General features: G+C 60.7%; 21 protein-coding genes and 1 tRNA gene. 8 read left to right on the top strand and 14 right to left on the bottom strand.

The annotated features are described in order from the left end of the window. The 8 genes from HME9302_RS04325 to rfbA are packed head-to-tail and all read right to left on the bottom strand — an operon-like array spanning nucleotide 1 to nucleotide 6,602. Nucleotides 1-681: a polysaccharide deacetylase family protein gene (locus HME9302_RS04325; protein WP_181815680.1), complete on the bottom strand. Its 681-nt coding sequence runs from the start codon at nucleotides 679-681 to the stop codon at nucleotides 1-3. After that, nucleotides 678-1,682, bottom strand: a complete 1,005-nt coding sequence (locus tag HME9302_RS04320; protein ID WP_115365999.1) for a lipid II:glycine glycyltransferase FemX — start codon at nucleotides 1,680-1,682, stop codon at nucleotides 678-680. The genes HME9302_RS04325 and HME9302_RS04320 overlap by 4 nt, the downstream gene beginning before the upstream one ends. Further along, nucleotides 1,672-2,622, bottom strand: coding sequence for a glycosyltransferase family 2 protein (locus HME9302_RS04315; RefSeq protein WP_115365998.1), 951 nt, complete (start codon nucleotides 2,620-2,622; stop codon nucleotides 1,672-1,674). Before HME9302_RS04315 ends, HME9302_RS04320 begins: the two co-directional genes overlap by 11 nt. Next, nucleotides 2,622-3,248, bottom strand: coding sequence for a GNAT family N-acetyltransferase (locus tag HME9302_RS04310; RefSeq protein ID WP_115365997.1), 627 nt, complete (start codon nucleotides 3,246-3,248; stop codon nucleotides 2,622-2,624). The genes HME9302_RS04315 and HME9302_RS04310 overlap by 1 nt, the downstream gene beginning before the upstream one ends. Before the next feature lie 4 nt (nucleotides 3,249-3,252). Then, nucleotides 3,253-4,305, bottom strand: a complete 1,053-nt coding sequence (gene rfbB, locus HME9302_RS04305) for a dTDP-glucose 4,6-dehydratase (RefSeq protein ID WP_115365996.1) — start codon at nucleotides 4,303-4,305, stop codon at nucleotides 3,253-3,255. Further along, entirely contained in the window at nucleotides 4,298-5,155 is an 858-nt protein-coding gene (rfbD, locus tag HME9302_RS04300) for a dTDP-4-dehydrorhamnose reductase (RefSeq protein ID WP_115365995.1), read from the bottom strand. Before rfbD ends, rfbB begins: the two co-directional genes overlap by 8 nt. Further along, nucleotides 5,152-5,697 carry a dTDP-4-dehydrorhamnose 3,5-epimerase gene (gene rfbC / locus HME9302_RS04295; protein ID WP_115365994.1) on the bottom strand — a complete coding sequence of 182 codons (546 nt, stop codon included), beginning with the start codon at nucleotides 5,695-5,697 and terminating at the stop codon, nucleotides 5,152-5,154. The genes rfbD and rfbC overlap by 4 nt, the downstream gene beginning before the upstream one ends. Beyond that, on the bottom strand, nucleotides 5,694-6,602 hold the full coding sequence (gene rfbA / locus HME9302_RS04290; protein ID WP_115365993.1) for a glucose-1-phosphate thymidylyltransferase RfbA: 909 nt from the start codon (nucleotides 6,600-6,602) through the stop codon (nucleotides 5,694-5,696). Before rfbA ends, rfbC begins: the two co-directional genes overlap by 4 nt. Before the next feature lie 129 nt (nucleotides 6,603-6,731). Here rfbA and HME9302_RS04285 point away from each other — a divergent pair, with 129 nt between their 5' ends. Beyond that, nucleotides 6,732-8,075 carry an ABC1 kinase family protein gene (locus tag HME9302_RS04285; RefSeq protein ID WP_115365992.1) on the top strand — a complete coding sequence of 448 codons (1,344 nt, stop codon included), beginning with the start codon at nucleotides 6,732-6,734 and terminating at the stop codon, nucleotides 8,073-8,075. Here HME9302_RS04285 and HME9302_RS04280 read toward each other — a convergent pair. Continuing rightward, nucleotides 8,072-9,853 (bottom strand): DUF885 domain-containing protein, encoded by a 1,782-nt coding sequence (locus tag HME9302_RS04280; RefSeq protein ID WP_230079869.1) that lies wholly within the window; start codon nucleotides 9,851-9,853, stop codon nucleotides 8,072-8,074. The genes HME9302_RS04285 and HME9302_RS04280 overlap by 4 nt on opposite strands. 68 nt (nucleotides 9,854-9,921) lie before the next feature. Here HME9302_RS04280 and HME9302_RS04275 point away from each other — a divergent pair, with 68 nt between their 5' ends. Further along, nucleotides 9,922-10,398, top strand: a complete 477-nt coding sequence (locus HME9302_RS04275) for a low molecular weight protein-tyrosine-phosphatase (RefSeq protein WP_115365991.1) — start codon at nucleotides 9,922-9,924, stop codon at nucleotides 10,396-10,398. Nucleotides 10,399-10,414: 16 nt separating this feature from the next. Here HME9302_RS04275 and recG read toward each other — a convergent pair whose 3' ends face one another. Continuing rightward, nucleotides 10,415-12,478, bottom strand: a complete 2,064-nt coding sequence (gene recG / locus HME9302_RS04270) for an ATP-dependent DNA helicase RecG (RefSeq protein ID WP_115365990.1) — start codon at nucleotides 12,476-12,478, stop codon at nucleotides 10,415-10,417. 119 nt (nucleotides 12,479-12,597) lie between these two features. Between recG and HME9302_RS04265 the strand changes: the two genes are divergently transcribed. Further along, nucleotides 12,598-12,900, top strand: a complete 303-nt coding sequence (locus tag HME9302_RS04265; RefSeq protein ID WP_230079868.1) for an FAD assembly factor SdhE — start codon at nucleotides 12,598-12,600, stop codon at nucleotides 12,898-12,900. 72 nt (nucleotides 12,901-12,972) lie between these two features. Beyond that, on the top strand, nucleotides 12,973-16,470 hold the full coding sequence (mfd, locus tag HME9302_RS04260) for a transcription-repair coupling factor (RefSeq protein ID WP_115365988.1): 3,498 nt from the start codon (nucleotides 12,973-12,975) through the stop codon (nucleotides 16,468-16,470). A 17-nt stretch (nucleotides 16,471-16,487) separates the two neighbouring features. Here mfd and HME9302_RS04255 read toward each other — a convergent pair whose 3' ends face one another. Beyond that, nucleotides 16,488-17,792, bottom strand: coding sequence for a GGDEF domain-containing phosphodiesterase (locus HME9302_RS04255; RefSeq protein ID WP_230079867.1), 1,305 nt, complete (start codon nucleotides 17,790-17,792; stop codon nucleotides 16,488-16,490). A 176-nt stretch (nucleotides 17,793-17,968) separates the two neighbouring features. Between HME9302_RS04255 and HME9302_RS04250 the strand changes: the two genes are divergently transcribed. After that, nucleotides 17,969-18,757: an NAD kinase gene (locus HME9302_RS04250; RefSeq protein ID WP_115365986.1), complete on the top strand. Its 789-nt coding sequence runs from the start codon at nucleotides 17,969-17,971 to the stop codon at nucleotides 18,755-18,757. Nucleotides 18,758-18,885: 128 nt separating this feature from the next. Further along, nucleotides 18,886-18,960, top strand: a tRNA-Asn gene (locus HME9302_RS04245). A gap of 149 nt (nucleotides 18,961-19,109) precedes the next feature. Here the strand turns inward: HME9302_RS04245 and secA are convergent. Continuing rightward, nucleotides 19,110-21,851: a preprotein translocase subunit SecA gene (gene secA, locus HME9302_RS04240; protein WP_115365985.1), complete on the bottom strand. Its 2,742-nt coding sequence runs from the start codon at nucleotides 21,849-21,851 to the stop codon at nucleotides 19,110-19,112. A 109-nt stretch (nucleotides 21,852-21,960) separates the two neighbouring features. Beyond that, the gene (locus tag HME9302_RS04235) at nucleotides 21,961-22,233 is read right to left on the bottom strand and encodes a hypothetical protein (protein WP_115365984.1); all 273 of its coding nucleotides are present in this window, start codon (nucleotides 22,231-22,233) and stop codon (nucleotides 21,961-21,963) included. A gap of 165 nt (nucleotides 22,234-22,398) precedes the next feature. Here HME9302_RS04235 and argJ point away from each other — a divergent pair, with 165 nt between their 5' ends. Both argJ and HME9302_RS04225 read left to right on the top strand, forming a co-directional pair. Continuing rightward, nucleotides 22,399-23,625, top strand: a complete 1,227-nt coding sequence (argJ, locus tag HME9302_RS04230) for a bifunctional glutamate N-acetyltransferase/amino-acid acetyltransferase ArgJ (RefSeq protein ID WP_115365983.1) — start codon at nucleotides 22,399-22,401, stop codon at nucleotides 23,623-23,625. Further along, entirely contained in the window at nucleotides 23,622-24,425 is an 804-nt protein-coding gene (locus tag HME9302_RS04225) for an inositol monophosphatase family protein (RefSeq protein ID WP_181815679.1), read from the top strand. Before argJ ends, HME9302_RS04225 begins: the two co-directional genes overlap by 4 nt. 25 nt (nucleotides 24,426-24,450) lie before the next feature. On the opposite strand, the gene trxA is transcribed toward HME9302_RS04225, so the two are convergent. Beyond that, a complete protein-coding gene (trxA, locus tag HME9302_RS04220) occupies nucleotides 24,451-24,771 on the bottom strand; it encodes a thioredoxin (protein ID WP_115365981.1) in 321 nt (106 codons plus the stop codon). Nucleotides 24,772-24,789 lie beyond the last annotated feature (18 nt).

Raw genomic sequence — 24,789 nt, 5'->3', positions numbered from 1 at the left:
CTAGCGTTTGAGCAGCACCTTCGCGCGCAATCTCGCCTCCTGCTTCAAGCGTGCGGCGATGCTGCAACTTTCTAACAAAGCGTGCGCCTGCGCTGCGATGTCGCGGTCGCCGCGGAACGAAAGCCTGGGAATAACACGCGTGGGGTCAGCGTCTATCATGGTGTAACGCGGGCCGCCGTCGCTGCTGTAGGCGGCTGTATAGCCTGCATCGGCAATATCTTTCAGAACACCGCGATCATACGCGCCAAACGGAATGCCCGCCTCGATCACCGGCGCCTGGATGGCAACTTCCAGCTGCTTGCGAGATCCGGCAATCTCTGCCTTGCGCGCTGCGCCCGACACCGTCCGCCAGCTTGTGTGATCGCATCCGTGGCTTCCGATGCGGAAATTTCGTACCGCTGCCAGTTCCTGTAACTGTTCCCGGTCCAGGTACCCCTCCCGCCCGATCCTGTTCGAGCAGATAAAGAACACCGCCTCCGCGTCACCCAGCGCAGGCGCGCCGATGTCGAGGTCGGACAGATTGCCGTCATCGAATGTGAACAAAACCGCCTTATCGCTATCCATCAGGCGGGATATGGCTTCGGCATATTGCGTCTCGCTAAGCCAATAAGGCCGTTCATCCGCATCGATCGCGATAGGGGGTTCGCCAATACCGTGAAAGTTGGCGACGGGCCGGGTCATATCCGTTTTCCTTTGGCGTACACCGCTTTTGCAAGACCCAGCAAAGGACCGCGCCATCCGCCCGCCTTGTAAGTTACCGGAGCGGGCGAAACGATTTCGGTACCACCCATACGATTTTTGAAACGATACACTGCAGGGTTTTCTTCAGGGTCGATCCCACCCAGATCGTAACGTGTGATGCCCAGGGATTTGGCTGTCAAAATGGCGCCCCACTGCGCCAGATAGGCAGCGCGCAATGGCCGGCCGCGTTCCGATGTCGCGCCGAGCAAATAGACCGCCGTATCGCCCGAGTAGGCGCCGATATGCCCGGACAGCAATTCGCCATCCTTCCAGATTTGCTGAATGATGAACCGCTCACCCTCGCCCGCCTGCCTCGCGGCTTCGGCAAAGAATGCAGCGTCCTGCGGTACGGCAAACCCCTTGGTCCGGGCCAGTTCATCGAGCAATGGCTCCATACGCTCGATCTCGTCGGGGTCGCCAGAGGAACGTAGTTCCAGCCCCTCTTTCCCGGCGCGGCGCCAATCGGTCCGCCATTTCCCGTGAAAGCCTGCCTGGATCAGCTCCTCGTCGCGGCTGATATCGAGCACTATCGTCCGGTATCCGTCGCTAACCGTGGTTTTGCCTGTATCGTTCGCAATTCGCAAATCCAGCTCTGCCAGGAAGGGATCAGGGTCGATGACCAGTTCGCCCTTCTCCTCACCAGATATGCGCTGCCGCAAGGTCCGTACAACGGTATCAAGCGCAGCCTGTGTGGGCTCACCCAGGAACACCGGACCATGACTGATTAAAGTGCTCGACAGTACCCCGGCAGCGACTTGTTTGGTACGCAGATTGGCAAGCGCAACTGCCGTGCCGTCCTGCTTAATCAGCGCATAGCGGGACCGTGCGCCAATTCGCCGCGCGGCCTGCGCGGCGTAGGCTGGGTATTGCCGCCAGCTTCCTTTGCCCGCCAGCAAGTCCTTCGCCTCGGCGTCCGAAATGAAGCGCAGTTCAGCCATCATGGCGCAGCTTCGTACCGCTCCAAACCTTACGCCCGCGCCAGACCTCGGACCATATTTTCGCCGCGTCGCGCTTGCCAGTCAGCCGGTACCCGACCGCGCGCATTGCTGCCGCCAGTTTCAGTGCGGCCTGCCCCGTCCAACGGCTGCCGAGAGCGAAATGCCGTTCCGCCATTCCTTGTGTTGCGGCAAATGTCCGCTCGATCTTCCGCGCGCCGGGCTTGGTGCTGCCGCCGTCATAATGAATTATGGTCGCATCGGGCGTAATCATCGGGGACGCGCCCTGTTCGGCCGCGCGCAGGCACAAATCGGCCTCCTCGCCATACATGAAGAATTGCGGATCGAAGCCGCCCAGTTCTTTCCAAAAATCCCTGTCGATCATCAACAAACATCCGGTTACAATGTCCACCTGACGCACAGTGTCACGATCCCAACCGGGATAAGCGCGCGGATTGAACAGCGCCGATCCGGGAAACGCGGCAGACAATCCGGTGGCGTAAGCAAACATCGACCACGGCGTTGGCTTCGCCCAGCAGGATGTGGGGTTCAGGGTTTTGTCCGCATAGAGCGTCCGTCCGCCCCATATTTTCGCTTCCGGATTGCCTTCCGCAAATGCGAAAAGATTATCGATCGCCCCGTCCAGCACGACCGTATCCGTGTTGAGCAACAGCAACTTACGCCCTTGCGCCTGTTTGACTTGAATATTGGTGGCCCGCCCGAACCCATGATTTTCGGTTTCGACAATCAGGCGGACTTGCGGAAATTGTTCCCGGATTGCCTCGACCGAGCCGTCCTTCGACGCGTTATCGATGACGATCACTTCGAAATCGGTGCGAACCGTTTCGTCGTAAATGGACTGCAGGCATTCCAGCGTCATCTGCCGGGTATTCCAATTGACGAGGAGTACGGACAAGTCGGGTTGGCCGGGGCTGTCTTCGGCCATCACAACTGCCCCTCGGTTCCGTCGAATGGTTTGAGCGCGCTCGGCGGAACGGTGGCAAAGGACTTGAAGCCGACTTTCTCGAAGGCGCGCCGGGCGGAACTGTTCCAGACTTTGCAATCGACCAGCATATCCGCTCCCTCCTCCTGCTCCGCTAGCAATGCCGCACGCACCAGATCGGGTGCGAGGCCGCGGCCCTTGAACGCTTCTGCCGTCACTACCGCGTAAACAACCTTGTCGCGCGGCTGAAGCGGTATGTACCAACCCGGCAGCGCAGCGCCCGTGACGACCCACAGGAACGCGGCGTAGTCACCATGTTCGACTGCAGCCCAAAGCACGGCCTCTTCTGCGAAGCGGTCCTCATACCATTGGCGCGGCATGCCACCGGAACCGCTTTCGCTGAAAGCCTTGGCGTCCAGCGCGTCGATGTTTTTATAACGGCGGGCATCCAGTCCCGCGCGCGGCGGCGTTAGCAGGGTCTTGTCGAGCCGATACAAGACATGGCGTTTTTCTACCCGCGCCCATACCGAATTTCGCAACTTCCCAGCCAGAAACGCGCGCAGCTTACCCGCCCGAATGGCCGATCCGGCATCGGCGGCAACAGTGCCCAGGCGGGACAGCAGCGCCATTGGCTCAATTCGCCATCAAGGGGCGCCACCAGTCCTCGTTATCGAGATACCAAGCGAGCGTTTGCGCGAAACCTTCATCGAACGTGCGGCTGGCGGAATATCCCAGCTCTTCGCGCGCCTTCGTTTCATCGATGGCATAACGGCGGTCATGACCCTTGCGGTCCTCGACAAAGGTTTTGAGACTGTCGCTCGGCTTACCTTGTGCCGCCGGTGCGCCCGGGAACCGCCTAGCCAGTTCAGGGTCGGCAGCGAATGCAGCGTCAACGCCGCGGCAAACTGCATCGATCACATGGAGGTTGGGCAATTCCTGCCCGCCACCGATATTGTACACCTCGCCCGCCTTCCCATCGGTAAAAGCCGCCTCGATCCCGCGGCAATGGTCTTCTACATGCAGCCAATCGCGCACATTCATGCCATCGCCGTAAATGGGCAGCGGCCGGCCATGCAGCGCGTTGATTAAGAACAGCGGAATCAGCTTTTCCGGGTACTGGTACGGCCCGTAATTGTTGGAACAATTGCTGGTCGTGACATCCAGCCCGAACGTGTGGTGATAGGCTCGCACGAGGTGGTCGGAGCCAGCCTTGGAGGCCGAATAGGGTGAATTGGGCGCATACGCGGTCGTTTCGCTGAACGCCGGATCATTCGGGCCGAGCGAGCCGTAAACCTCATCGGTGCTGACATGGTGGAAGCGGTGACCGCGTCCCGATCCATCAAGCCAAACCTTGCGCGCCGCCTTTAACATACTGTGCGTGCCGACGACATTGGTTTCGATGAATGCGTCTGGTCCGGTAATGCTGCGGTCGACGTGGCTTTCGGCGGCAAAGTGCACAACCGTATCGATAGCGCGGTCACGCAACAGCTTTTCAACCATGTCCGAATTGCAAATATCGCCTTCCACGAACTGTTCGTCCGGCAAATCGGCGATAGTCGCACGATTGCCAGCATAGGTCAGCGCATCGAGCACATGGATCGTGTCCTCAGGATGCGCTTCGCGCCAATAATGTACGAAATTTCCGCCGATAAAACCGGCCCCGCCAGTGACGAGCAAATTAGCCAATGCGCTGTTCCTCTTGCAGCATTTCGCGCAGGTTTGCGCGCCAATGCGATGGGGCCTCGTTCAATATGCCGGTTGTCTCGGTCACGTCCAGTACGCTGAAGGCGGGACGGGCGGCCGGTGTGGGGTATTGGCTGGTGGGGATCGGCGCAATGGCTACATCGCGCGTCAGCAAGCCAAGGGCGCGGGCTTCTTCGTAAATTGCCACAGCGAAATCATACCAGCTCGCTACGCCAGCATCCTGATAGTGATATGTGCCCGGTACGTTGGCCCGCGCCAGCCCCCACAACGCTTGCGCCAGACCTGCAGCATGTGTCGGCGCGCCGATCTGGTCGGACACCACGTTCAGCGCGTCTCGCTCCCCCATCAGACGCAACATGGTGCGGACGAAATTCGCGCCGCCTGCGGCATAGACCCAGCTGGTGCGGCAAATGATCGCGTCTGCACCTGCTGCATCCTCGCCCGCCGCCTTGCTCGCGCCGTAAACGGAAAGCGGGTTGCGCGGCGCATCGGGCGTATAGGGTGTGGACGAGGTGCCGTCGAAAACGAAATCGGTGCTGACCTGCACCAGCCTGCCGCCCATTTCGGCAAGCGCGGCAGCGAAATGCCCTGGTGCCGCGCCGTTGATGGCCTGCGCCAGTTCCGCTTCTTCTTCCGCCTTATCAACAGCGGTGTAGGCGGCGGCGTTGATCACGAAATCGGGCTTGTGTCGGGCAACCATCGCGCGGATTGCCCCGCCGTCCGCGAGATCCAGCTCTGCGCGGGCCAGACCCACAACGTCCCATTCCTCAGGCGCACTGGCCATCAGTGCGGAGCCCACCTGTCCGCCGGTTCCTGTCACCAGAACCTTCACGCAAATGCCTCGATTTCTGCAAGCGGCGTGCCGTTTCGGTCCTTGTCCGAAAGGATCGGTTCCAGCCCATCCAGTGGCCATTCGATGCCCACCGACGGATCATCCCATTGCAGCGAATGTTCGGCTTGGGGTGCATAAGCCGCATCGCATTTATACAGGAAGTCCGTTCCGTCTTCCAACGTCAGAAAGCCGTGCGCGAAACCCTGGGGGACCCAGAATATCCGTTTGTTCTGCGCGCTTAGTTCCACGCCCATCCATTGTCCAAAAGTTGCGCTGGAGCGCCGCAAATCGACCGCAACATCGTACACCGCTCCGGAAACCACGCGGACCAGCTTGCCTTGCGGACCCGGATTCTGGAAATGCATCCCGCGCAGCACGCCCTTGCCGCTGCGACTATGATTGTCCTGCACAAATTCGGTCGGCAGGCCTTCGCTGCCAAATTTTTGCGCGTTCCAGCTTTCCATGAAGAAGCCGCGTTCGTCGCCGAACACCGCCGGTTCGATAATCACCGGCCCCTCGATGTCGCCGCGTACCAGCTTCATTGGGTGTAACGGTGGTTGGGCAAGTCGGCGAGATAGTCGCCATAGCCCGATTTCTTCAATGGCTCCGCAATGCGGGCAAGCTGCTCGTCATCAATGAAGCCCTTGCGCCATGCAATTTCTTCCGGGCAGCAGATCTTCAGCCCCTGCCGTTCCTCGGTAATGCGGACATAGGTTCCGGCATCCAGCAACGACGAATGCGTGCCCGTATCGAGCCAGGCGTAACCACGCCCCATAATTTCCACATTCAACGCGCCGTCGTCCAGATACAGCCGGTTTAGGTCGGTAATCTCCAGCTCTCCACGCGGCGAGGGCTTAAGGTCGCGGGCGCGATCGACAACGGTTTCGTCATAGAAATACAGGCCTGTTACCGCGTAATTGGACTTAGGTTGCGAAGGTTTTTCTTCGATCGTCCGGGCGCGGCCCTGCTCGTCGAATTCGACCACCCCATAGGCCTGCGGATCACCGACGTAATAGGCAAAAACGCTGGCGCCATCGGTCTGCGCATCTGCATTACCGAGCAGTTCGGGCAGGCCGTGGCCGTAAAAGATGTTGTCCCCCAGCACGAGCGAGCTAGGTCCACCGCGCACGAAGTCCGCACCGATATGAAACGCTTGCGCCAGCCCGTCGGGAGTGGGTTGCACGGCATATTCGATGCTCATTCCCCAATCCGCACCATCGCCCAGCACCGCGCGAAACGCCTCGGCATCCTGCGGCGTGGTGATGATCAGCACTTCGCGGATACCGGCCAGCATCAAGGTGCTGAGCGGATAGTAGATCATAGGCTTGTCATAGACCGGCATCAGTTGCTTCGACACGCCGCGCGTCAGGGGCCAAAGCCGTGTGCCGGTTCCCCCTGCCAGAATAATGCCCTTGCGGTCGCCGCCGCCAGATCGTTTTGCGTTCATGTGCCGGGAATGTCCGAAGTTTCTGTCTTTCGTAGCCCTTAGCCGTAAGGGCTACCGCGCGGCAACCCGCGTGCGGGCGGGAATGTCTCGGGATTGGGACCGACCGCGTTGTTACGGCGTTGGGCTGGCATGGACGATGGAAATAACAAGCGCGGCCGGGCCGTACCCAGCGGCAGGCTCGCGCGGTTCGGCGGATTTGCTCGGCTGGCAGGCGGAGTGGCTCAGGGAATGGCGGCGGAAGGTGCGCGGCGTCTCGCGTCGGGCGAACGGCCGCGATTGGAAGATATGTTGCTGACGCCGGGCAATGCGCGCCGTCTTGCTGACAGGCTCGGCCATATGCGCGGCGCCGCGATGAAGCTTGGCCAGATGATTTCCATGGATGCCGGCGATTTCCTGCCTGCGGAACTGAGCGGTATCCTAGCGACGCTGCGCGACAATGCGGATTTCATGCCGCCTAAACAGCTCGACCGGGTGCTGGCTGTCGAATGGGGCGAAGGTTGGCGCAAACAATTCAAGCTGTTCAATGCCCGGCCGATGGCCGCAGCATCCATCGGGCAGGTTCACAAGGCGGAAACGCGCGACGGGCGCACACTCGCCATCAAGGTGCAGTATCCCGGAGTGGCCGAAAGTATCGATTCCGATGTCGACAATGTCGCTGGCTTGCTGCGAGTCTCCAAGATGCTGCCCGAGGAGTTGGACATTGCGCCGTTGCTTGCTGCTGCCAAGGCACAACTGCACGAAGAGGCGGACTACCGACGCGAAGGCGAGCAGATGCAGCTTTACGCGGGTTTGCTGGAAAACGAGCCGGCCTTCGTTGTTCCGGAGCTTGCAGAAGACCTGACGCGCGACAAGGTTCTCGCCATGAGTTTCGAACCGGGCGTGCCGATCGAAACCCTCGAAACCGAATCGCAGGAACAAAGGGACCGGATGTTTGCGCGGTTGATCCGCTTGGTCGCTCGGGAGCTTCTGGAGTTCGGCGTAATGCAGACCGATCCGAATTTTGCCAATTATCGTTTCCGACGAGGGGTGGATGGGGTGGACGACAAGATCGTCCTGCTCGACTTCGGCGCAGCGCGGGCTGTCGCGCCCGATGTCCAGGCTGCCTATCGCAGAATGATCGATGCGGGGCTGTCGGAGGACCGGCAACGCGTACGTGAGGAAGCTCTGGCAACAGGCTTTCTAGGCTTGGCAGCTGTCGATCGTCACCCGGAGCGGGTCGACAGGCTGATCGATATCGTCGTCACGGAAATGAGCCACGAGGGGCCGTTCGACTTCGGTGACCGTGCGTTCGTGCCGGAACTGCGCGAAACGTCCATGCCCATCGCAAGAGATCGGGAGGCGTGGCACCTGCCGCCTGCCGAAACTCTGTTCGTCCAGCGAAAAATCAGCGGCACCGCACTACTGGGCGCACGCCTGGGTGCGCGGGTGGATGTCCGCGCAATTCTGCAGGAGATGCTCAGGCCTACCGATTAGGCCGCGGCAGCGTCGCCCTCCAGTTCGGCTGAAATCCAGCGGTCCACATGCGCTTCCAGCACGTCCAGCGGCACAGCGCCATTTTCCAGAACGGTATCGTGAAACGCCCGTAGATCGAACTTCGCACCCAGCGCAGTTTCTGCCCGCGTACGCAGTTCACGGATTTTGAGCTCGCCGATCTTGTACGCCAACGCCTGTCCCGGCCAGGTGATGTAGCGGTTGACCTCAGCATCGATATTACCCGGCGTCAGCGCCGTGCTGTCCAGCATGAAGTCCACGGCCTGTTGCTTGGTCCAGCCTTTGGAATGAAGCCCGGTATCGACCACCAGCCGCGTGGCGCGCCACATTTCGTAGCTTAGCCGACCCATTTCCTTCGCGGGCGTATCATACAGGCCCATCTCGATACCGAGGCGTTCGGAATACAGCCCCCAACCCTCGACAAAAGCGGTGAAGAATGTTCCATGCCGGCGCAGCGGGTGAATATCCAGTTCCTGTTGCAATGCGATCTGGTGATGATGTCCCGGTACCGCCTCATGCACGCCGAGCGCGGGCAATTCCCACAATGGGCGCTGGTCCAGCTCGGTCGTGTTGACGCGGTAAATGCCGGGTTGTCCGGTTTCCAGCGATCCGCTTTCATAATAGGCGGTGGTGTTGCCGGGTGCCTGCGCGGCCGGGATCGGCTGGACCGTATAGGGAAGCCGGGGAAGCGTGCCGAACAGCTTCGGCATCCAGCCGTCCATTACCTTAGCCAGCGCCTGCGCCTCACGCATCAGCTCTTCCGGTGTTTCGGCATAAAATTGCGGATCGGTGCGCAAGTGATCGATAAACGCCTCGCGCGTGTCGAAGCCTGCCTTGCCTGCGACTTCCACCATCTCGGCCCTGATCCGGGCGACTTCCGACAGGCCCAGATTATGGATCTGGTCGGGTGTCATGTCGGTGGTCGTGAAGTTCTTGACGCGATAGGCGTAATAGTCATCCCCGCGCGGTGTCTCGGAAACGCCGGGCAGCCCGTTGCGGCATTTTGGCATGTAGTCGTCGCGGTAGAAGGCAACAAATTCGCGGAGCGATGGATACACGCCGTCGGTCAAGGCGGTTTTCGCCCTCATCTGTAGCGCGGTCCAATCTGCCTCCCCAATAGTGGCCGGACGTTCTGCAAAGGGTGCGTAAAGGCCGGACTCTTCCGGCGTGTCGAAGATTGCGCGTTCGACGCGGGCGTCCAGTCCCTGCATCGGTTCGCAAGCCTGCGTTAGGCCCATCTCCACACCCTTGCGCGCCCGCGCCATCGCGTCCCGGTGCATGGGCTGGAAGGCTTCCAGCCGCCCGACATAGCTTTCATAGTCGGCTTCGGTGAAAAGCGGTGAACTATAGGGCAGCGAGGCGAGCGAAAAGAACCAGCCCCCGCGATTGGTAAACATCACGTAGCGGGTATGATCGAACTGTGATGCGTCGATCTCGCCCTGCAAGGACCGGCGCAGAATAGCGTGATCGACCCGCAGATCGGCGGGTAGGCTGGCCGCGTCTATCTGCTCCAGCCGCGCAAGAAATTCGCGCGCTTCCGTAATGTCTTCGAGGTAACCATCGAGCGACAGGTCGCCCAGCCTGCCATCCCCGCGCCGATCCCCGACGCGCGTTGCAAGGGTGGGGTTATCATCCAGCACATCCTGCCAGATTTCCTCGCGCAGCTCGATATAGTCGTCGGCCGGCGCGGCGAAGGCTGGTGCAGCTACTGCGCAAAGAGCTACGCACGAGGCGGTCAGAGCAAGGTTGCGAATGGACAAGCGTGTTCTCCTGTAAAAGCTGGGCTGACCCTATTGCCCCTTCCCCGCTTGGTCCAGTAGGCAGGGGTATGAGCAATAAACCCAAAGTGCTGTTCGTCTGCCTCGGTAATATCTGCCGGTCCCCGATGGCGCATGGCGCCTTTCGAACGGCGGCAGCGGAGGCCGGGCTGGAAGTGGAGATCGATAGCGCTGGTACCGGCGACTATCACATCGGCAAGGAACCGGATGGCCGCGCGATTGCCGCTGCGGCACGGAATGGCAGCGCCATAGAGGATCTGCGCGCGCGGCAGGTGACTGCGCAGGATTTTTTAGATTTCACCCATATCTTCGCCTTCGATGCGCAAAATCTGGCGGACCTGGAAGCGATCAGGCCGGCAGATGCGACAGCGCGGCTCGCACTGCTGATGGATATGGTACCCGGGCGGGAGGGACATGCCGTGGCCGATCCCTACCACGGTGACAGTTCCGATTTCGACCTGGCATGGGCGGACGTTAACGCGGCCGCCAAGACGCTGGTTGCGGTGTTGATAAGCGAGCAGGGTTGACTGCCAGGCGGGGTGTTTACCCCCCGCGCAGGGTCTTCACTCCCCAATCGCGCTCGAACAAATAGAGCAACACCCGCGCCGCTTCGCCGCGTGCGCCCTCCAGCCCGTCGCCATGCTCCATCAGCAGCCGTGCATCGGCATGGGCGACAGGCAACAGGCGCTGGATTTGTTCGAGTGTGGCAGTGCGGAACGGCGTGTCGCCCGATTGCCGTATGCCCAGCAATTCGCCGCCGCCGCGCAGCTCCAGATCCTCTTCCGCCAGACGAAAGCCATCCTGACTTTCGCGCATCAGGGCCAGCCGACGCTTGCCGGTTTCCGAGAGCGCGTCGCCCCGCAGGAGAAGGCACACGGATTTCTCAGCGCCCCGCCCCACCCTGCCGCGCAGCTGGTGAAGCTGAGCAAGGCCGAAGCGTTCGGCCTGTTCGATTACCATCAAGGTCGCAGCAGGCACATCGACGCCGACCTCGATGACCGTGGTCGCCACCAGCAGCTTGGCCTGCCCGCTGGCAAACCTCTGCATTCCTGCATCCTTCAATTCGGGTGTCAGCTGGCCGTGGACAAGCACCACATCGTCACCGAAGCGTTCCCGAAGGCTGGCATAGCGCGCCTCCGCCGCGGCGATATCTTCGGTGACAAACTCGTTTTCGCGTACCATCGGGCACACCCAATAGGCCTGCTGCCCGCCCGCCACGTGCCGCGCCACACCATCGACCACTTCGGCCAGCCGGTCCTGCGGCACCACGCGCGTATCGATCGGCTGGCGGCCCGGCGGCAGCTCGTCGAGCCGGCTGACGTCCATCTCGCCATATTGCGCCAGCGTCAGCGTGCGCGGGATCGGCGTCGCGGTCATCGCCAGCGTATGCGGCGCGCGGCGACCCTTGGCCGCCAGCATCAGGCGCTGCGAGACGCCGAACCTGTGCTGCTCGTCGATCACGACCAGGCCAAGGTTCCGGTAGTTCACACTGTCCTGAAAGATCGCGTGCGTTCCCACGATGATATCGATGCTACCATCCAGCAGCCCCATCAGGATACCTTCCCGTGCTCGCCCCTTGTCGCGCCCCGTCAACCGCGCGATTTCCACCCCAACCGGGCGGAGCATGGCCTGCAGCGTTTCGAAATGCTGACGAGCCAGGATTTCGGTCGGAGCGAGGAGCGCGGCCTGTGCGCCAGACTCCACCGCGACCAGCATCGCTTCCAGCGCGACCACGGTTTTGCCTGCCCCGACATCGCCCTGCAACAGCCGGAGCATCGGCGACTCCTGCGCCATGTCGCCAGCAATCTCTTCATTGGAGCGTTTCTGCGCGCCTGTAAGCGGGAACGGCAGCTCTAGCTTCGCCCGCAATTGCCCGTCACCGCGCAACGGCTGGCCCGCTCGCTTGCGGCCCTCGGCCCGGACTAGCAACAGCGCCAGGCTGTTCGCCAACAATTCGTCGTAAGCCAGACGGTCGCGCGCGGTTTCGTGGTCGCTTTTGTGCGCCAACGCCAACGCATCCGCCCAACCGGGCCAGCCCGCGCCGTCCAGCTGCGAGGTCTCGATCCATTCCGGTAGCTCCGGCAGCCGCTCCAGCGATTGCTGCACCAGCGACGCCACCTTCGGTTGTGTCAGCCCTTCCGCCAGTGAATAGACCGGCTCGCACAAACGCTGCAGAGTATCGCCGCTGCCTTCCACCACGTGATCGGGATGCACGATCTGCAGCATCTGGCCATACTGGTCGAGCCGCCCCGCCACCCAACGCGTCTCGCCAACCGGCAGCAGCTTTTTGGCCGAATAGGATGCCCGCCCGAAATATGTGAGCGCGCAGACATTGCCGAGAGTATCGGTCGCCATCACGCGATACGGCCCTCGCCCGTTGCTGGCGCGATGTTCGGTAACGGTCAGCGCAACGACAATCTGCTCGCCCGGCGACGCCGCGTCCAGATTCTGCACCGCGCGCCGCGTAACGAACCGTTCGGGCAGATGGTAGATTACGTCACGGATGCGGGTCAGGCCCAGCTTCGCCAGGGGTTTGGCGAGTTTCGGCCCGACGCCGTCCAGCGTATCCGTTTCGGCAAACAGGGGGTTGAGAATATCGGGACGCATCGTGGGTCTGCCTATGCCAAACACGGCCTGCGATTGCGAGTGGCAGCTAAGGTGACGGCGCGTGCTGGGAAGAGCAATCGCGAATTGAACGCTGCCATGTGAACGGGTATGGCGCAGCCATGTCCTCCACAACGCCAGATATGCCCGACCTCGCCCCCCGCTTTGCGCGTGCCAAATTCCGTTCCTGGCATCGCGGCACGCGGGAAGCCGACTATATGATCGGCGGATTTTACGATGCCTATCATGCCGATTGGAGCGAACGCGAACTGGCATGGTTCGAGGCGCTGCTCGACGAGGACGATGTGGAAATCATGGCCTGGGCGCTCAAATCCGAACCGACACCCGATGCGCTGGCGGGCGAGTTGATGGCGAAGATGCAGTTGCTCGATTATGTCACGATCGGCGCGCATCACAAGGCGTAGTCTCCATCCTTCCAAACCGCTTTTTTCTTACATGACAGGATAAAACGCAGCCTCCGTGCGCTTCGTTCACATATGCCCGACCTCAACCGTATTCTGCAGGCCGAGCGGCCACTAACCCTGTCCTCCGTTGCACGCGGAGCGCAGCCGCTCGTCATGTCCGACCTAGCGCGCGCAGCCAAGACGCGCGCCGTTTTTGTTGCGCCAGACGACACCGCGATGCGCGCCATGGTGGAAGCCGCGCAATTCTTTGCTCCAGAGATGGACGTGCTGGAGTTCCCGGCATGGGACTGCCTGCCCTTCGACCGGGCCAGCCCGGCGCTCTCCATCAGTGCAAAACGCCTCTCGACCTTGCACCGGTTGCAGAACCCGGTCGGCGGCAGTTCGCAGCTGGTCGTGACGACAGCCAACGCAGTTCTGCAGCGCGTACTCACCCCGTTCCGAATTCGCGAATCCGTGCGCGAGCTGAAACCGGGTATCACCATCGGGCATGACAGCCTGACAGGCCTGCTCCAGAAACAGGGTTATTCACGCACGGATACCGTGGCGGACGCCGGTGAGTTCGCGGTCCGTGGTTCGATTTTCGACATCTATCCATCCGGTCTCGAACAGGGTTTGCGGCTGGATTTCTTCGGCGATGAGCTGGAAAGCCTTCGGCTGTTCGATCCGCAGACGCAGCTGACTACCGGTACGCTGGATAGTTTCCTGCTGCTGCCCGCCAGCGAAGCTTTGCTGGACGAGGACAGTATCAAGCGGTTCCGTAGCCGTTACCGCGAACAATTCGGTGCTACCGCCACGCAGGATCCGCTTTACGAAGCGGTCAGTGAAGGCCGCCGCCTCGCCGGCATGGAGCATTGGCTGCCGCTTTTCGAAGAACGGCTGGTCACCTTGTTCGATCACGTCGGCACCGAGGATGTTGCGGTAATCGATGCAGGCGCCATTACGGCCGGCGAGGAACGCCTCACCGATATTGCAGACTACCACCAGAACCGCGTCGATGCCGCAGGACAGGCGAAGGGCAGCTACCGCCCGCTCGATGCCGAAACGCTGTATCTTGCGGAACGCGAATTCAAGGTCGCATTGGAAGGCTGGCCGATCCACCGCACCGTAATCTTCGCCGAACCCGAAAGCGACAAGGTGATCGATTTCGGTTTCCAGTCCTCACGCGATTTCAGTGCGGAGCGAGCGCGCGGCGATAACGTCTACGAAGCCGCTGCCGGGCATCTGAAGGGCTTGGCCGCGCAGGGCAAACGCCCGCTGATTGCCGCCTATTCGCAAGGCAGCCGCAGCCGGATCGCATCGATCCTATCCGAGGCGGGCTTGGATATCCGGATTGCCGATAGCTGGCAGGAAGCCCTTGGGGCGGCAGCCGCCAAGGGCGGAAGCAGGAACCACCCTGCCGCCATGGTGCTGCCGTTGGAAAACGGTTTTGCAAATGCGGAGATGGAAGTCCTTACCGAACAGGATATCCTTGGCGACAGATTGGTCCGGCGGCGGAAGAAGAAAAAGGGCGCAGATGCTTTCTTGGCCGAACTACAGGCGCTCGCCCGCGGCGATCTGGTCGTTCATACCGAACACGGCATCGGCAAATATCTGGGTCTCGAACCGGTCGCAGTCGGCAAGAGCCAGCATGACTGCGTAATCCTGGAATATAAGGGCGGCGACAAGCTGTTCATTCCTGTCGAGAACATCGACGTCCTCACCCGCTACGGCAGCAGCGAAGATGCCGTTATGCTTGATCGGCTGGGCGGCGAAGCGTGGCAGAAACGTCGCAGTAAGCTGAAGGAACGTATACGCGCCATTGCCGGCGAGCTGATGCGGACCGCCGCCGAACGCGCGCTGAAGAAAGCACCCGTGCTGGAGCCGGACGAGTCCAGCTACAACCAGTTCCTCGATCGCTTCCCATGGGAAGAAACCGACGATCAGGAGCGCGCGATCGAAGACGTGCTGCGCGATTTGGAAAGCGGCCGCCCGATGGACCGTCTGGTTTGCGGCGATGTCGGCTTCGGTAAGACCGAGGTGGCCCTGCGCGCAGCCTTCGTCGCGGCGATGAATGGCGAACAGGTCGCGGTCGTGGCCCCCACCACCCTGCTCGCCCGGCAGCATTTCCAGAATTTCGCCGAACGGTTCAAGGGCTTCCCGTTGAATATCGGGCGTCTGTCGCGGCTCGTCCCGTCCAAGGAAGTTACAGAAACGCGCGAGGCGCTGGCGGCAGGGACAATGGATATCGTTGTCGGTACTCATGCCATCCTGTCGAAAAGCACGCAGTTCAAGAACCTTGGACTCGTGGTCGTCGACGAGGAACAGCGGTTCGGCGTGACGCACAAGGAGAAGCTGAAAAGCCTGCGCGCAGACGTGCACATGCTCACACTGACCGCCACCCCGATCCCGCGCACGCTGCAAATGGCGATGACGGGCCTGCGCGAGCTTTCGACCATTCAGACCCCGCCGGTGGACCGGCTGGCGGTGCGGACATATGTGATGGAATGGGACGATATGGTCATGCGTGAAGCCCTGCTTCGCGAACACCACCGCGGCGGGCAAAGCTTCATCGTGGTGCCGCGCATCTCCGACATGGAGAAGCTGGAAGGCTGGCTGCGCGACACGGTCCCCGAAGTGAAGGCCGTAAGCGCGCACGGGCAGATGAGTGCCGGCGAAGTGGAAGCGCGAATGAGCGCGTTTTACGAGAAGAAATACGATGTCCTGCTCAGCACGACCATTGTGGAAAGCGGGCTCGACATTCCGTCCGCCAACACCATCATCATCCACCGCGCCGACCGGTTCGGTCTGGCGCAGCTTTATCAACTTCGCGGGCGTGTCGGCCGCTCCAAACTGCGGGCCTATGCCTACCTCACTTATGGCGAAAACTCGCAGCTATCGGAAGTGGCGGAAAAACGACTGAAAGTGCTTGGCGATCTCGATACGCTGGGTGCGGGGTTCCAGCTGGCCAGTCACGACCTCGACATTCGCGGTGCCGGCAATTTGCTGGGGGACGAACAATCGGGCCATATTCGCGAAGTCGGCTTCGAACTGTACCAATCCATGCTGGAGGACGCGATTCTGGCAGTCAAGGCAGGCGCCGCGGGCCTGACCGAACGCGATACCGTCAGCCCACAGATTACCGTCGATGCGCCAATTATGGTTCCCGAAGAATACGTGCCTGATCTGGCCGTCCGCATGGCGCTGTATCGCCGCCTCAACGATGCCGCCGATAAGGGCGAGATAGAAGCGCTGGCAGCCGAAATGATTGACCGGTTCGGTCCGCTACCCGACCCCACACGCAATCTGATCCGCCTTATTGAAATCAAACATCAGGCCATCGCGGCCAACATCGCCAAGATCGATGTCGGCGCACGCGGTACGCTGGTCACGTTCCACAACAATGATTTCCCCGATGGCCCCGGTCTGATTGCCTATGTCGACCGGTTGAAAGGCACAGCGAAGCTACGTCCCGACATGAAGCTGGTTATCCACCGCGCGTGGGGCGATCCGCAGAGCCGCCTTAACGGTTTGTTCCAGCTTACGAAGGGCCTGAGCGGCGTGGCGAAGCGAGCTTTGAAGAAAGCGGCGTAGCGGGCACACCGAACCTTTTACCGCGTAAGTTTCAGGAAATCTTCCGCGCCAACCGGTTTCCCGGTCAGGAATCCCTGCACAACTTCCACGCCCTCTCGCTTGGCAACCTTGCGTTGTGCTTCGGTTTCGATACCTTCCGCTACCAGTGACAAGCCGAGTGCGCGGGCCATTGCGATAATACCGCGCAATACTGCCAGATCGCGCGGATCCTCGGCGATGCCTTCGATCATCGCGCGGTCCAGCTTCAGCGTGTCGAGCGGCAGGACCTTCAAATAACGAAAATTGCAAAAGCCTGCCCCGAAATCATCCAGCGCGATCCGCATGCCTGCTGCACGTAATTCGCCCAGCGCCTCTCCCGCCTGCTCGATATCGGAAAGCAACACCTGCTCGGTCAATTCCAGCGTCAGACGATCAGCCGGAAAGCCGCAATTTTTAAGCAGGCCGGTGAAGCTTTCGGCAAAGCTGGTGGAGGCGAGGTCGGCCGGCGTGATGTTGAGGGACATGCGCAAATGGCGCGGCCAAGCCGCCGCCTTAGTCAATGCGCGCTCGGCTATATGGCGCGACAGTTGCGCCACGTGATCGGCCCGTTCCGCTATCTCGAACAATGGCCCTGCGCCGACCAGCCCGAGATCGGGGTGCTGCCAACGTGCCAACGCCTCCGCGCCCACCAGTGTCCCGTCGGACAGGGAATATTGCGGCTGAAAACAGATTTCGATTTCGTCGCGGTTCAGTGCTGCCAGCAGGTCCACTTCGAGCTGTGCTGCGCCCCGCCCCGGCACCTCTGCCGTCTGGTCCGCCCAGAACAGGCGTTTGCCGTGGACGCGCTGCGCCGTATCGAGCGAGTGCGCGAGCCGGTCCAGCAGGCTGTCCGCAGCCTCCCCCGGCGCGAGCCTGATCAGCGACAGGCGTGGCCACAACCGGACCACTCCGGCCCCTTCGGCGGCAGCAATCGGATGAGCAAGCGAATCCGCCAGCGCCTCGCCCAGCCATTGCCAGCGTTCGCGGCTGCACGGTTCGCACGCGGTCAGCAGGAACTTCCCGCCATCCAGGCGCGCCGCCAAAAAGCCGCCGGTTTCAAACTCGTCGGCCGCAAAGTGATCGATGCGCCGCGCGATTTCGGAAAGCGCCCCGTCACCTGCGGCTTCGCCATAGGCCAGGTTCACGGTAGCGATCCGTCCGATACCGATCAGCATCGCATGGATCGGGGCCGCCTCCCCTTCTGCTGCGGCTTTCGCTTGCCACTTGGCGATGCGCGTCATGGCACCTGCCCGGTTGGCAAGCCCGGTCAGCATATCGCGGGAGGGTTCATTTCGGTCGATCACGGCATGACGCATAGCGCACAGTCTATAATGCGCGAAGAACCGATATGCGCTGGCGAAGCGGGGCTGCGTTGCCAAATGGGACACCTCGCCATAGGACTGTTCGCGATACTGCCAGCCGGCTTGCCTTCGATAAGGTCACGCCGGGCCGAGCAGGGCCACTCGGGGGATGGATCGCCATGACTGCAACGCAGGAGATAACTCGGCTGGCGCTGGCCGTATCGGACACACCTCAGGCGCTGGAATCCGCCGAAACCATGCGGGATACGCAGCACTTCGTATCACTTGAGGAAGCAGACGCGGTGGTCGTTCTGGGCGGTGACGGTTTCATGCTGCAAACCCTGCACCGAATGCTCGACAATGGGCGGGTTATCCCGGCCTATGGCATCAACAAGGGCACTGTGGGCTTCCTCATGAATCGCCCACGCAAGGGCGCAAACCTGCTATCGCGCGTCAATCGCGCCAAGTGCTTCGATGTGGCGCCGTTGGCAATGACAGCGACCACGCAGGACGGTGAAACGCAGCATTTTCGCGCCATCAACGAAGTATCGTTGCTGCGTGAAACGCGCCAGACGGCGAAAATCGAAATATCGATCGACGATCGTGTGCGGATCGAAGAACTGGTGAGCGACGGCGTGCTCGTCGCAACGCCCGCCGGCTCCACGGCCTACAACCTGTCCGCCAACGGACCGATATTGCCGCTGGATTCCGCCCTGATTGCGCTCACCCCGATCAGCGCGTTTCGGCCAAGGCACTGGCGCGGCGCCATCCTGCCCGACCGCAGCCGCATCACTTTCCGCGTCCTGGAGGCCGAGAAACGCCCCGTGTCCGTCGTCGCGGACCAGCGCGAACTGCGCGATGTGGTCAGTGTGGAGCTGGCCATCCAGCACGAAAACAGCCTCGGTCTGCTATTCGATCCGGGGCACGCGCTGGACGAACGCATCGTGGCGGAACAGTTCGTTTTCTAGGCCGAGCCGGCTGCGCAGCCGCTCGTCAGCTGAACAGTTCTTCAATTCCCGCAACACCCTCTTGCCAAAGGCGCGGCCCACCCATATAGGCGCATTCCTGCCTTCCTCGATACCGCTTGGAAGGCTGCTCCCCGATAGCTCAGCGGTAGAGTAGGTGACTGTTAATCACTTGGCCGTAGGTTCGAATCCTACTCGGGGAGCCATTCTTTTCAAAAGCTTGAGCTGAATAGCCCTGAGCGGCCCATTGGTCAGCTAGCACCGTTGGCTCGAACTGGGCGGCACTTCTGCCATACCGCCCCCCAATCCGTCCAAGCCTATACCCGATCACGAGTGCCATTATTGGTGGGTACGTTCAGGCCGCCGCCCCGTGGCAGTGTTTGTACTTGCTGCCTGACCCGCAAGGGCATGGCGCGTTCCGGCTGACATTCATTGCAGCGTAGGGATCGTCCTGGACCGCGCCGCCCGGACCAGTGCCTGCGCGAGATGCCCCGGCTAGCGCTCCGAACATCGCTTCCTGTCCTCGCGAACCGTCATTGTCGTCCGAATTATCGAGGCCGGTCAACGGATCGATATGGCCGGTGAGGAAGTCGGGTAGATCCGGCAACGCTTCGCGTGGCATGACCCGCAATTCATTCTTCAGAAGAATGCTCGTCACATCCTCACGAAGGGTTTCCAGCATCCGTTCGAACAGGCCGAACGCTTCACGCTTGTACTCGTTGATCGGCTGTTTCTGGGCATACGCACGCAGCGAAACGACCTGGCGCAGAGCATCCAGCGTGGCGAGGTGTTCCTTCCAGTGATGGTCGAGCCGTTCGAGGAGAATGCTCTTTTCGACACGGCGCCATACGCTGGCGTCCGTCGATGCGATCTTCCCGTCCATGATCCGGTCGGTTTCAGCGCGGACCCGTTCTTCGATCAGCTCCGGTTCGACCTGATCTTCCTGCAACCAATCGTCGACCGGGGGCTGGATACCGAACACCTCCTGCAGGCGTTCCTTCAGTCCATCGATATTCCACTGTTCCGGATAGGAGCCCGGCGGGCAGGCTTCCGTCACCACGTTGCCCACAGTGTCATGACGCATGTCGATGACCACATCATCGACCGATTCGCTGTCCATGATCTCGGCGCGTTGTTCGTAGATCACCTTGCGCTGGTCGTTCATCACATCATCATATTCGACGACCTGTTTGCGAATATCGTAATTGCGCGTTTCGACCTTCTTCTGCGCAGTTTCGATAGCCTTGGACAGCCATTTGGAGCCGATCGCTTCGCCATCTTCGAGGTTTGAATTCATCATCCGGGCGAACAGCGTATCGGGGCCGAAAATCCGCAACAGATCGTCTTCGAGACAGAGATAGAAACGCGAGAGGCCGGGGTCGCCCTGACGGCCAGAACGACCGCGCAGCTGATTGTCGATCCGGCGGCTTTCGTGCCGTTCGGTACCCAGAACGAACAGGCCGCCTGCTTCCAGCACCCGTTCGCGTTCGGCGCCGACCTCCTCGGTAATCTTCGCCACCGCCGCATCGCGCTCCGGCCCGTCTTCCATCTCCGCCAGCTCATCATTGACACGGAATTCCACGTTTCCGCCAAGCTGGATATCGGTACCGCGGCCGGCCATGTTGGTCGCGATGGTAACTGCGCCAAGCCGGCCAGCCTGCGCCACGATATGCGCCTCACGCTCGTGGAAGCGGGCATTCAGCACTTCGTGTTTCACACCCTCGTCGTCGAGAAACTTGCTGAGCAGTTCGGACTTTTCGATCGAGACCGTACCCACCAGCGTCGGCTGGCCGATCTCGGCCTTTTCGGCGATGGCTTTGGCGATGGCTTTGAACTTATCGACAGTGTTCTTGTAGAACTCGTCATCCTCGTCGATCCGCTGGACCGGCACGTTGGTGGGGATCTCCACCACATTCATCTTGTAGATATCCCAGAATTCGCTCGCTTCGGTCGCGGCGGTACCGGTCATGCCGGACAGTTTGGGATACATGCGGAAGAAGTTCTGGAATGTGATCGAGGCCATGGTCTGGTTCTCGGGCTCGATCTTGACGCCTTCCTTCGCCTCGACCGCCTGGTGAAGGCCATTAGACCAACGCCGCCCTTCCATCATGCGGCCAGTAAATTCGTCGATGATGACGATCTTGTCGTCCTTCACTATATAATCGGTATCGCGCTTGAACATAATGTTGGCTTTGAGAGCCTGGTCGAGGTGGTGGACGACCTGCGTATTTTCCACGTCGTACAGATTGTCGGTTTCCATCAGGCCGGCCTCGACCAACATCTGTTCGACTTTTTCGTTACCGTCTTCGGTCCACGAAATATTCTTGGTCTTCTCGTCCGCTTCGTAAAAGTCGGGATCGATCTGCTTCACGATAGCGTCGATGGTGACGTAAAGGTCAGTCTTGTCTTCGGTCGGACCGGAGATGATCAGCGGTGTTCGCGCCTCGTCCACGAGGATGGAGTCAACCTCGTCGACGATGGCGAAATTGAAGGGGCGCTGGACCATCTGGCCGCGCTCGTGCTTCATATTGTCGCGCAGATAGTCGAAGCCGAATTCGTTATTCGTGCCGTATGTGATGTCGGAGGCGTATGCCTGACGCCGCGCATCTTCGCCGATATTCGGCACGATGGTTCCGAAGGTAAGGCCGAGGAACTCGTAAATCTGCCCCATCCACTGTGCATCGCGGCTGGCGAGGTAATCGTTCACGGTAATGACGTGGACACCCTTCCCCTCGATCGCGTTGAGATAAGTCGCAAGCGTGGCCACCAGCGTCTTACCCTCACCCGTGCGCATTTCGGCGATTTCACCGCGGTGAAGCACAACGCCGCCGACCAGCTGCACATCGAAATGCCGCATACCCAGCACGCGCACCGAAGCTTCACGCACGGTGGCAAAGGCCTCCGGCAAGATATCGTCAAGCTTGCTGCCATCGGCCAGCATATCGCGGAACTTCTGCGTCTGTCCTTGCAGCTCCACATCCGACAGCGCTTGAATTTCAGGCTCCAGCGCGTTGATTTGCGAAACGACCTTGCCGATAGACGTGACATAGCGATCGTTGGATGAGCCGAATATCGACTTCATGAGCGATTGGATCATGGGGAACCGTGTTCCTGAATTTTATAGGCTGAATGAAAATGGGCCCCGCCCCCTTTAAAAGGGGAAGCAGCGACCGGAAACGAAATCGTATAGTATGGTAAGCGCGCGGCTACTTAGCGGCGCGGTCGATGCCAATCTGTACTGTTGGAATATAGATTGTTACCGGCTTGAGCGGACGGCACCCCTTGGGCAATGCGGTCTTGTCACCCCGTGCGATACGCTTACGCGCATCGCGACATTCTTCTTCCTTACGCTCCCGGTCGGTGTCACCAAAAGCCACCATTTCGCTGACACTCGACGACGAAAGCTGCGCGTGCGCTGGTGCACCTGCGGCAGCAAGGCCGGTAATAATAGCAAGTGTGGCAAGCAAACGACGAAGCATCGCCTATAGCCATACGCATATCGATCAAATAAATCCAGTGCTGCGCGGTAACTATGTAACCTGCTGCGTCAATTACCCCGGAACAGCCTTCTTCCGCCATGCCGATTTCGGTTCGCGAGGTCCGCCGTTGCCCATGCGGACCTTGGGCGGTAAGCGACGTACCCGATGGATCTTGCCCCTTCCCCTTTGGCCCTACCGTTCGCGACCCTGCCTCAAATCGCAGGTGTCACTGCGCGCGTTGCAAGGGCACATTACAAAGATTGGGACCGTTGCGATCTGACCTATGTCGAGTTCGCGCCCGGTACGGCTGTGGCGGGGGTCTTCACGCAAAGCGCCTGCGCCTCGACCGAAGTCGAGCTGGGCCGTGAGCAGGTCAAACAGGGGGTCGCTCGCGCGTTGATTGTAAACGCCGGCAATTCCAACGCGTTTACAGGCCATCGCGGGCGAACCGCCGTGGAGCAGATTGCCGCGCAAGTTTCCGCACATCTTGGTTGCGCGCCGGAAGCTGTTTTCGTGTCTTCCACCGGGGTAATCGGGGTGCCGCTACCGATGGACAAGGCGAAAGCCGGCGTTGCTGCCGTGCTGGATGCCGAACCTGCTGATTGGCGAGATGCAGCGCTGGCAATCGGCACCACCGACACCTTCTGCAAGGGGGCGACCGCTACCGCCATGATCGGCGATACGAAAGTGCAGTTGAACGGCATCATTAAAGGCAGCGGCATGATCGCGCCCGACATGGCCACCATGCTCGGCTATATTTTTACCGACGCCGCTATTGCTCCCAGCCTGTTGCAGCAGATGCTGGAGGATGCGAACAAGCGCACGTTTTCCTGCATTACGGTTGATGGGGACACGTCCACCAGCGACACGGTGCTCGCCTTCGCGACGGGAGCGGCCGGGAACCGGCCCTTGCTCGAAATGGACGACGCCGGAGCATACGCGTTTGCCGCTGCCTTGCACGATGTCTGTAGGCAGTTGGCGCAACTGGTGGTGCGCGACGGTGAAGGCGCCGCGAAGTTCATCGAAATTCGTGTAACGGGTGCGGCCAGCGACGACAGCGCGCGTAATATTGCGCTGGCCATTGCGAACTCCCCCCTCGTCAAGACCGCCATAGCGGGCGGCGACGCGAATTGGGGGCGCGTGGTTATGGCCGTGGGCAAAGCGGGCGAGCCTGCCGACCGGGACAAGCTATCCATCGGATTTGGTGGAATCTGGGCTGCGCGGGACGGGCAGCCCGTAGCGGATTACGACGAAGCGCCCGTTGCCGAGCATCTGGCCGGAGATGAAATCGACATTGATGTCGATCTGGGCATTGGCGACGGGCGCGCGACCGTATGGACCTGCGATCTTACCCACGGTTATATCGATATCAACGCGGATTACCGTTCGTGAGCGCGCTCGACGACGAGATACTCGGCCTGATGCGTTTTGCAGCGGAACGGTCGATTATGCCGCGCTGGCGCAACCTTGCCGATGGTGAGGTGGAGGAAAAGGCGAAAGACGATCTGGTCACAATTGCAGACCGCGAAACCGAGGAGTTTCTGACCGAAGCGCTCACGCGATTGCAGCCGGACGTAGCGGTCGTGGGTGAAGAAGCCGCGCACGAGGATCCGTCGGTTATGGAGCGATTGTCCGATCCGTGCTGGATTATCGACCCGATCGACGGAACATCCAATTTCGCAAGCGGCAAAGGTCATTTCGCGATCATGATCGCGTTGGCAGATGCGGGTGAGGCTGTTGCCGGATGGATCTACGATCCGCAAAGGGATCGCTTTCTCTCGGCAAGGAAGGACGCGGGGGCCTTCGTCAACGGCGATCGAATAACGGTAAATTCGACTGGCGAGACCCCGCCCAGCCTGTCTGCCATGCGGCGGTTTATGTCCGACAGACAACGCGAAATTTTCGCGCGTGATATCGATCCTGTGTACCGGGCCGCCAGCGCCCCCGGCTGTGCGGCGGAGGAATATCCACTGGTAGCCATCGGCGATCACGATCTCGCCATCTACGAGCGGACCCTGCCCTGGGATCATGCAGCAGGTTGCCTGTTCCTCAACGAGGCAGGTGGAACTTGCCTGCGGCTGGACGGATCGCCCTATCGCGTCGACGATGGACGTAAGGGAATGATCGCGGCCGCCAGTCGCCATTTGTTCGACGATCTGGCGGCACGCTTGTCTGCTTCGGGTTACGCCTGAAACTACGGCGTATCAGGCCAAGCGCTTAAAGCTGCCCTTCGATCCAGCTTTTGAGCTGGCTCTTTGGCGCAGCGCCTTTCATCTCCGCAACCTTCTGACCGTTCTTGAACAGCACCAGATAGGGGATGCCCTGCACGCCCATATTGCCCGGAACGTCGGGGTTTTCCATAATATCCATCTTAGCGATCGTCACCTGTTCGCCAAGTTCGTCGCTGATCTCTTCCAAAGCGGGCGCAATCATCTTGCATGGCCCGCACCATTCAGCCCAGAAATCGACCAATACAGGCTTGTCTGCTTCCAGAACATCGGACTGGAAACTGGCATCGGTTACGGCTTGTGTCGGCATGAAATGCTCCTGTATTTG

Origin of the sequence: Alteripontixanthobacter maritimus, from assembly GCF_003340475.1 — a bacterium.
GTDB lineage: Bacteria > Pseudomonadota > Alphaproteobacteria > Sphingomonadales > Sphingomonadaceae > Alteripontixanthobacter > Alteripontixanthobacter maritimus.
This window is presented reverse-complemented; position numbering and strand designations above follow the sequence as displayed.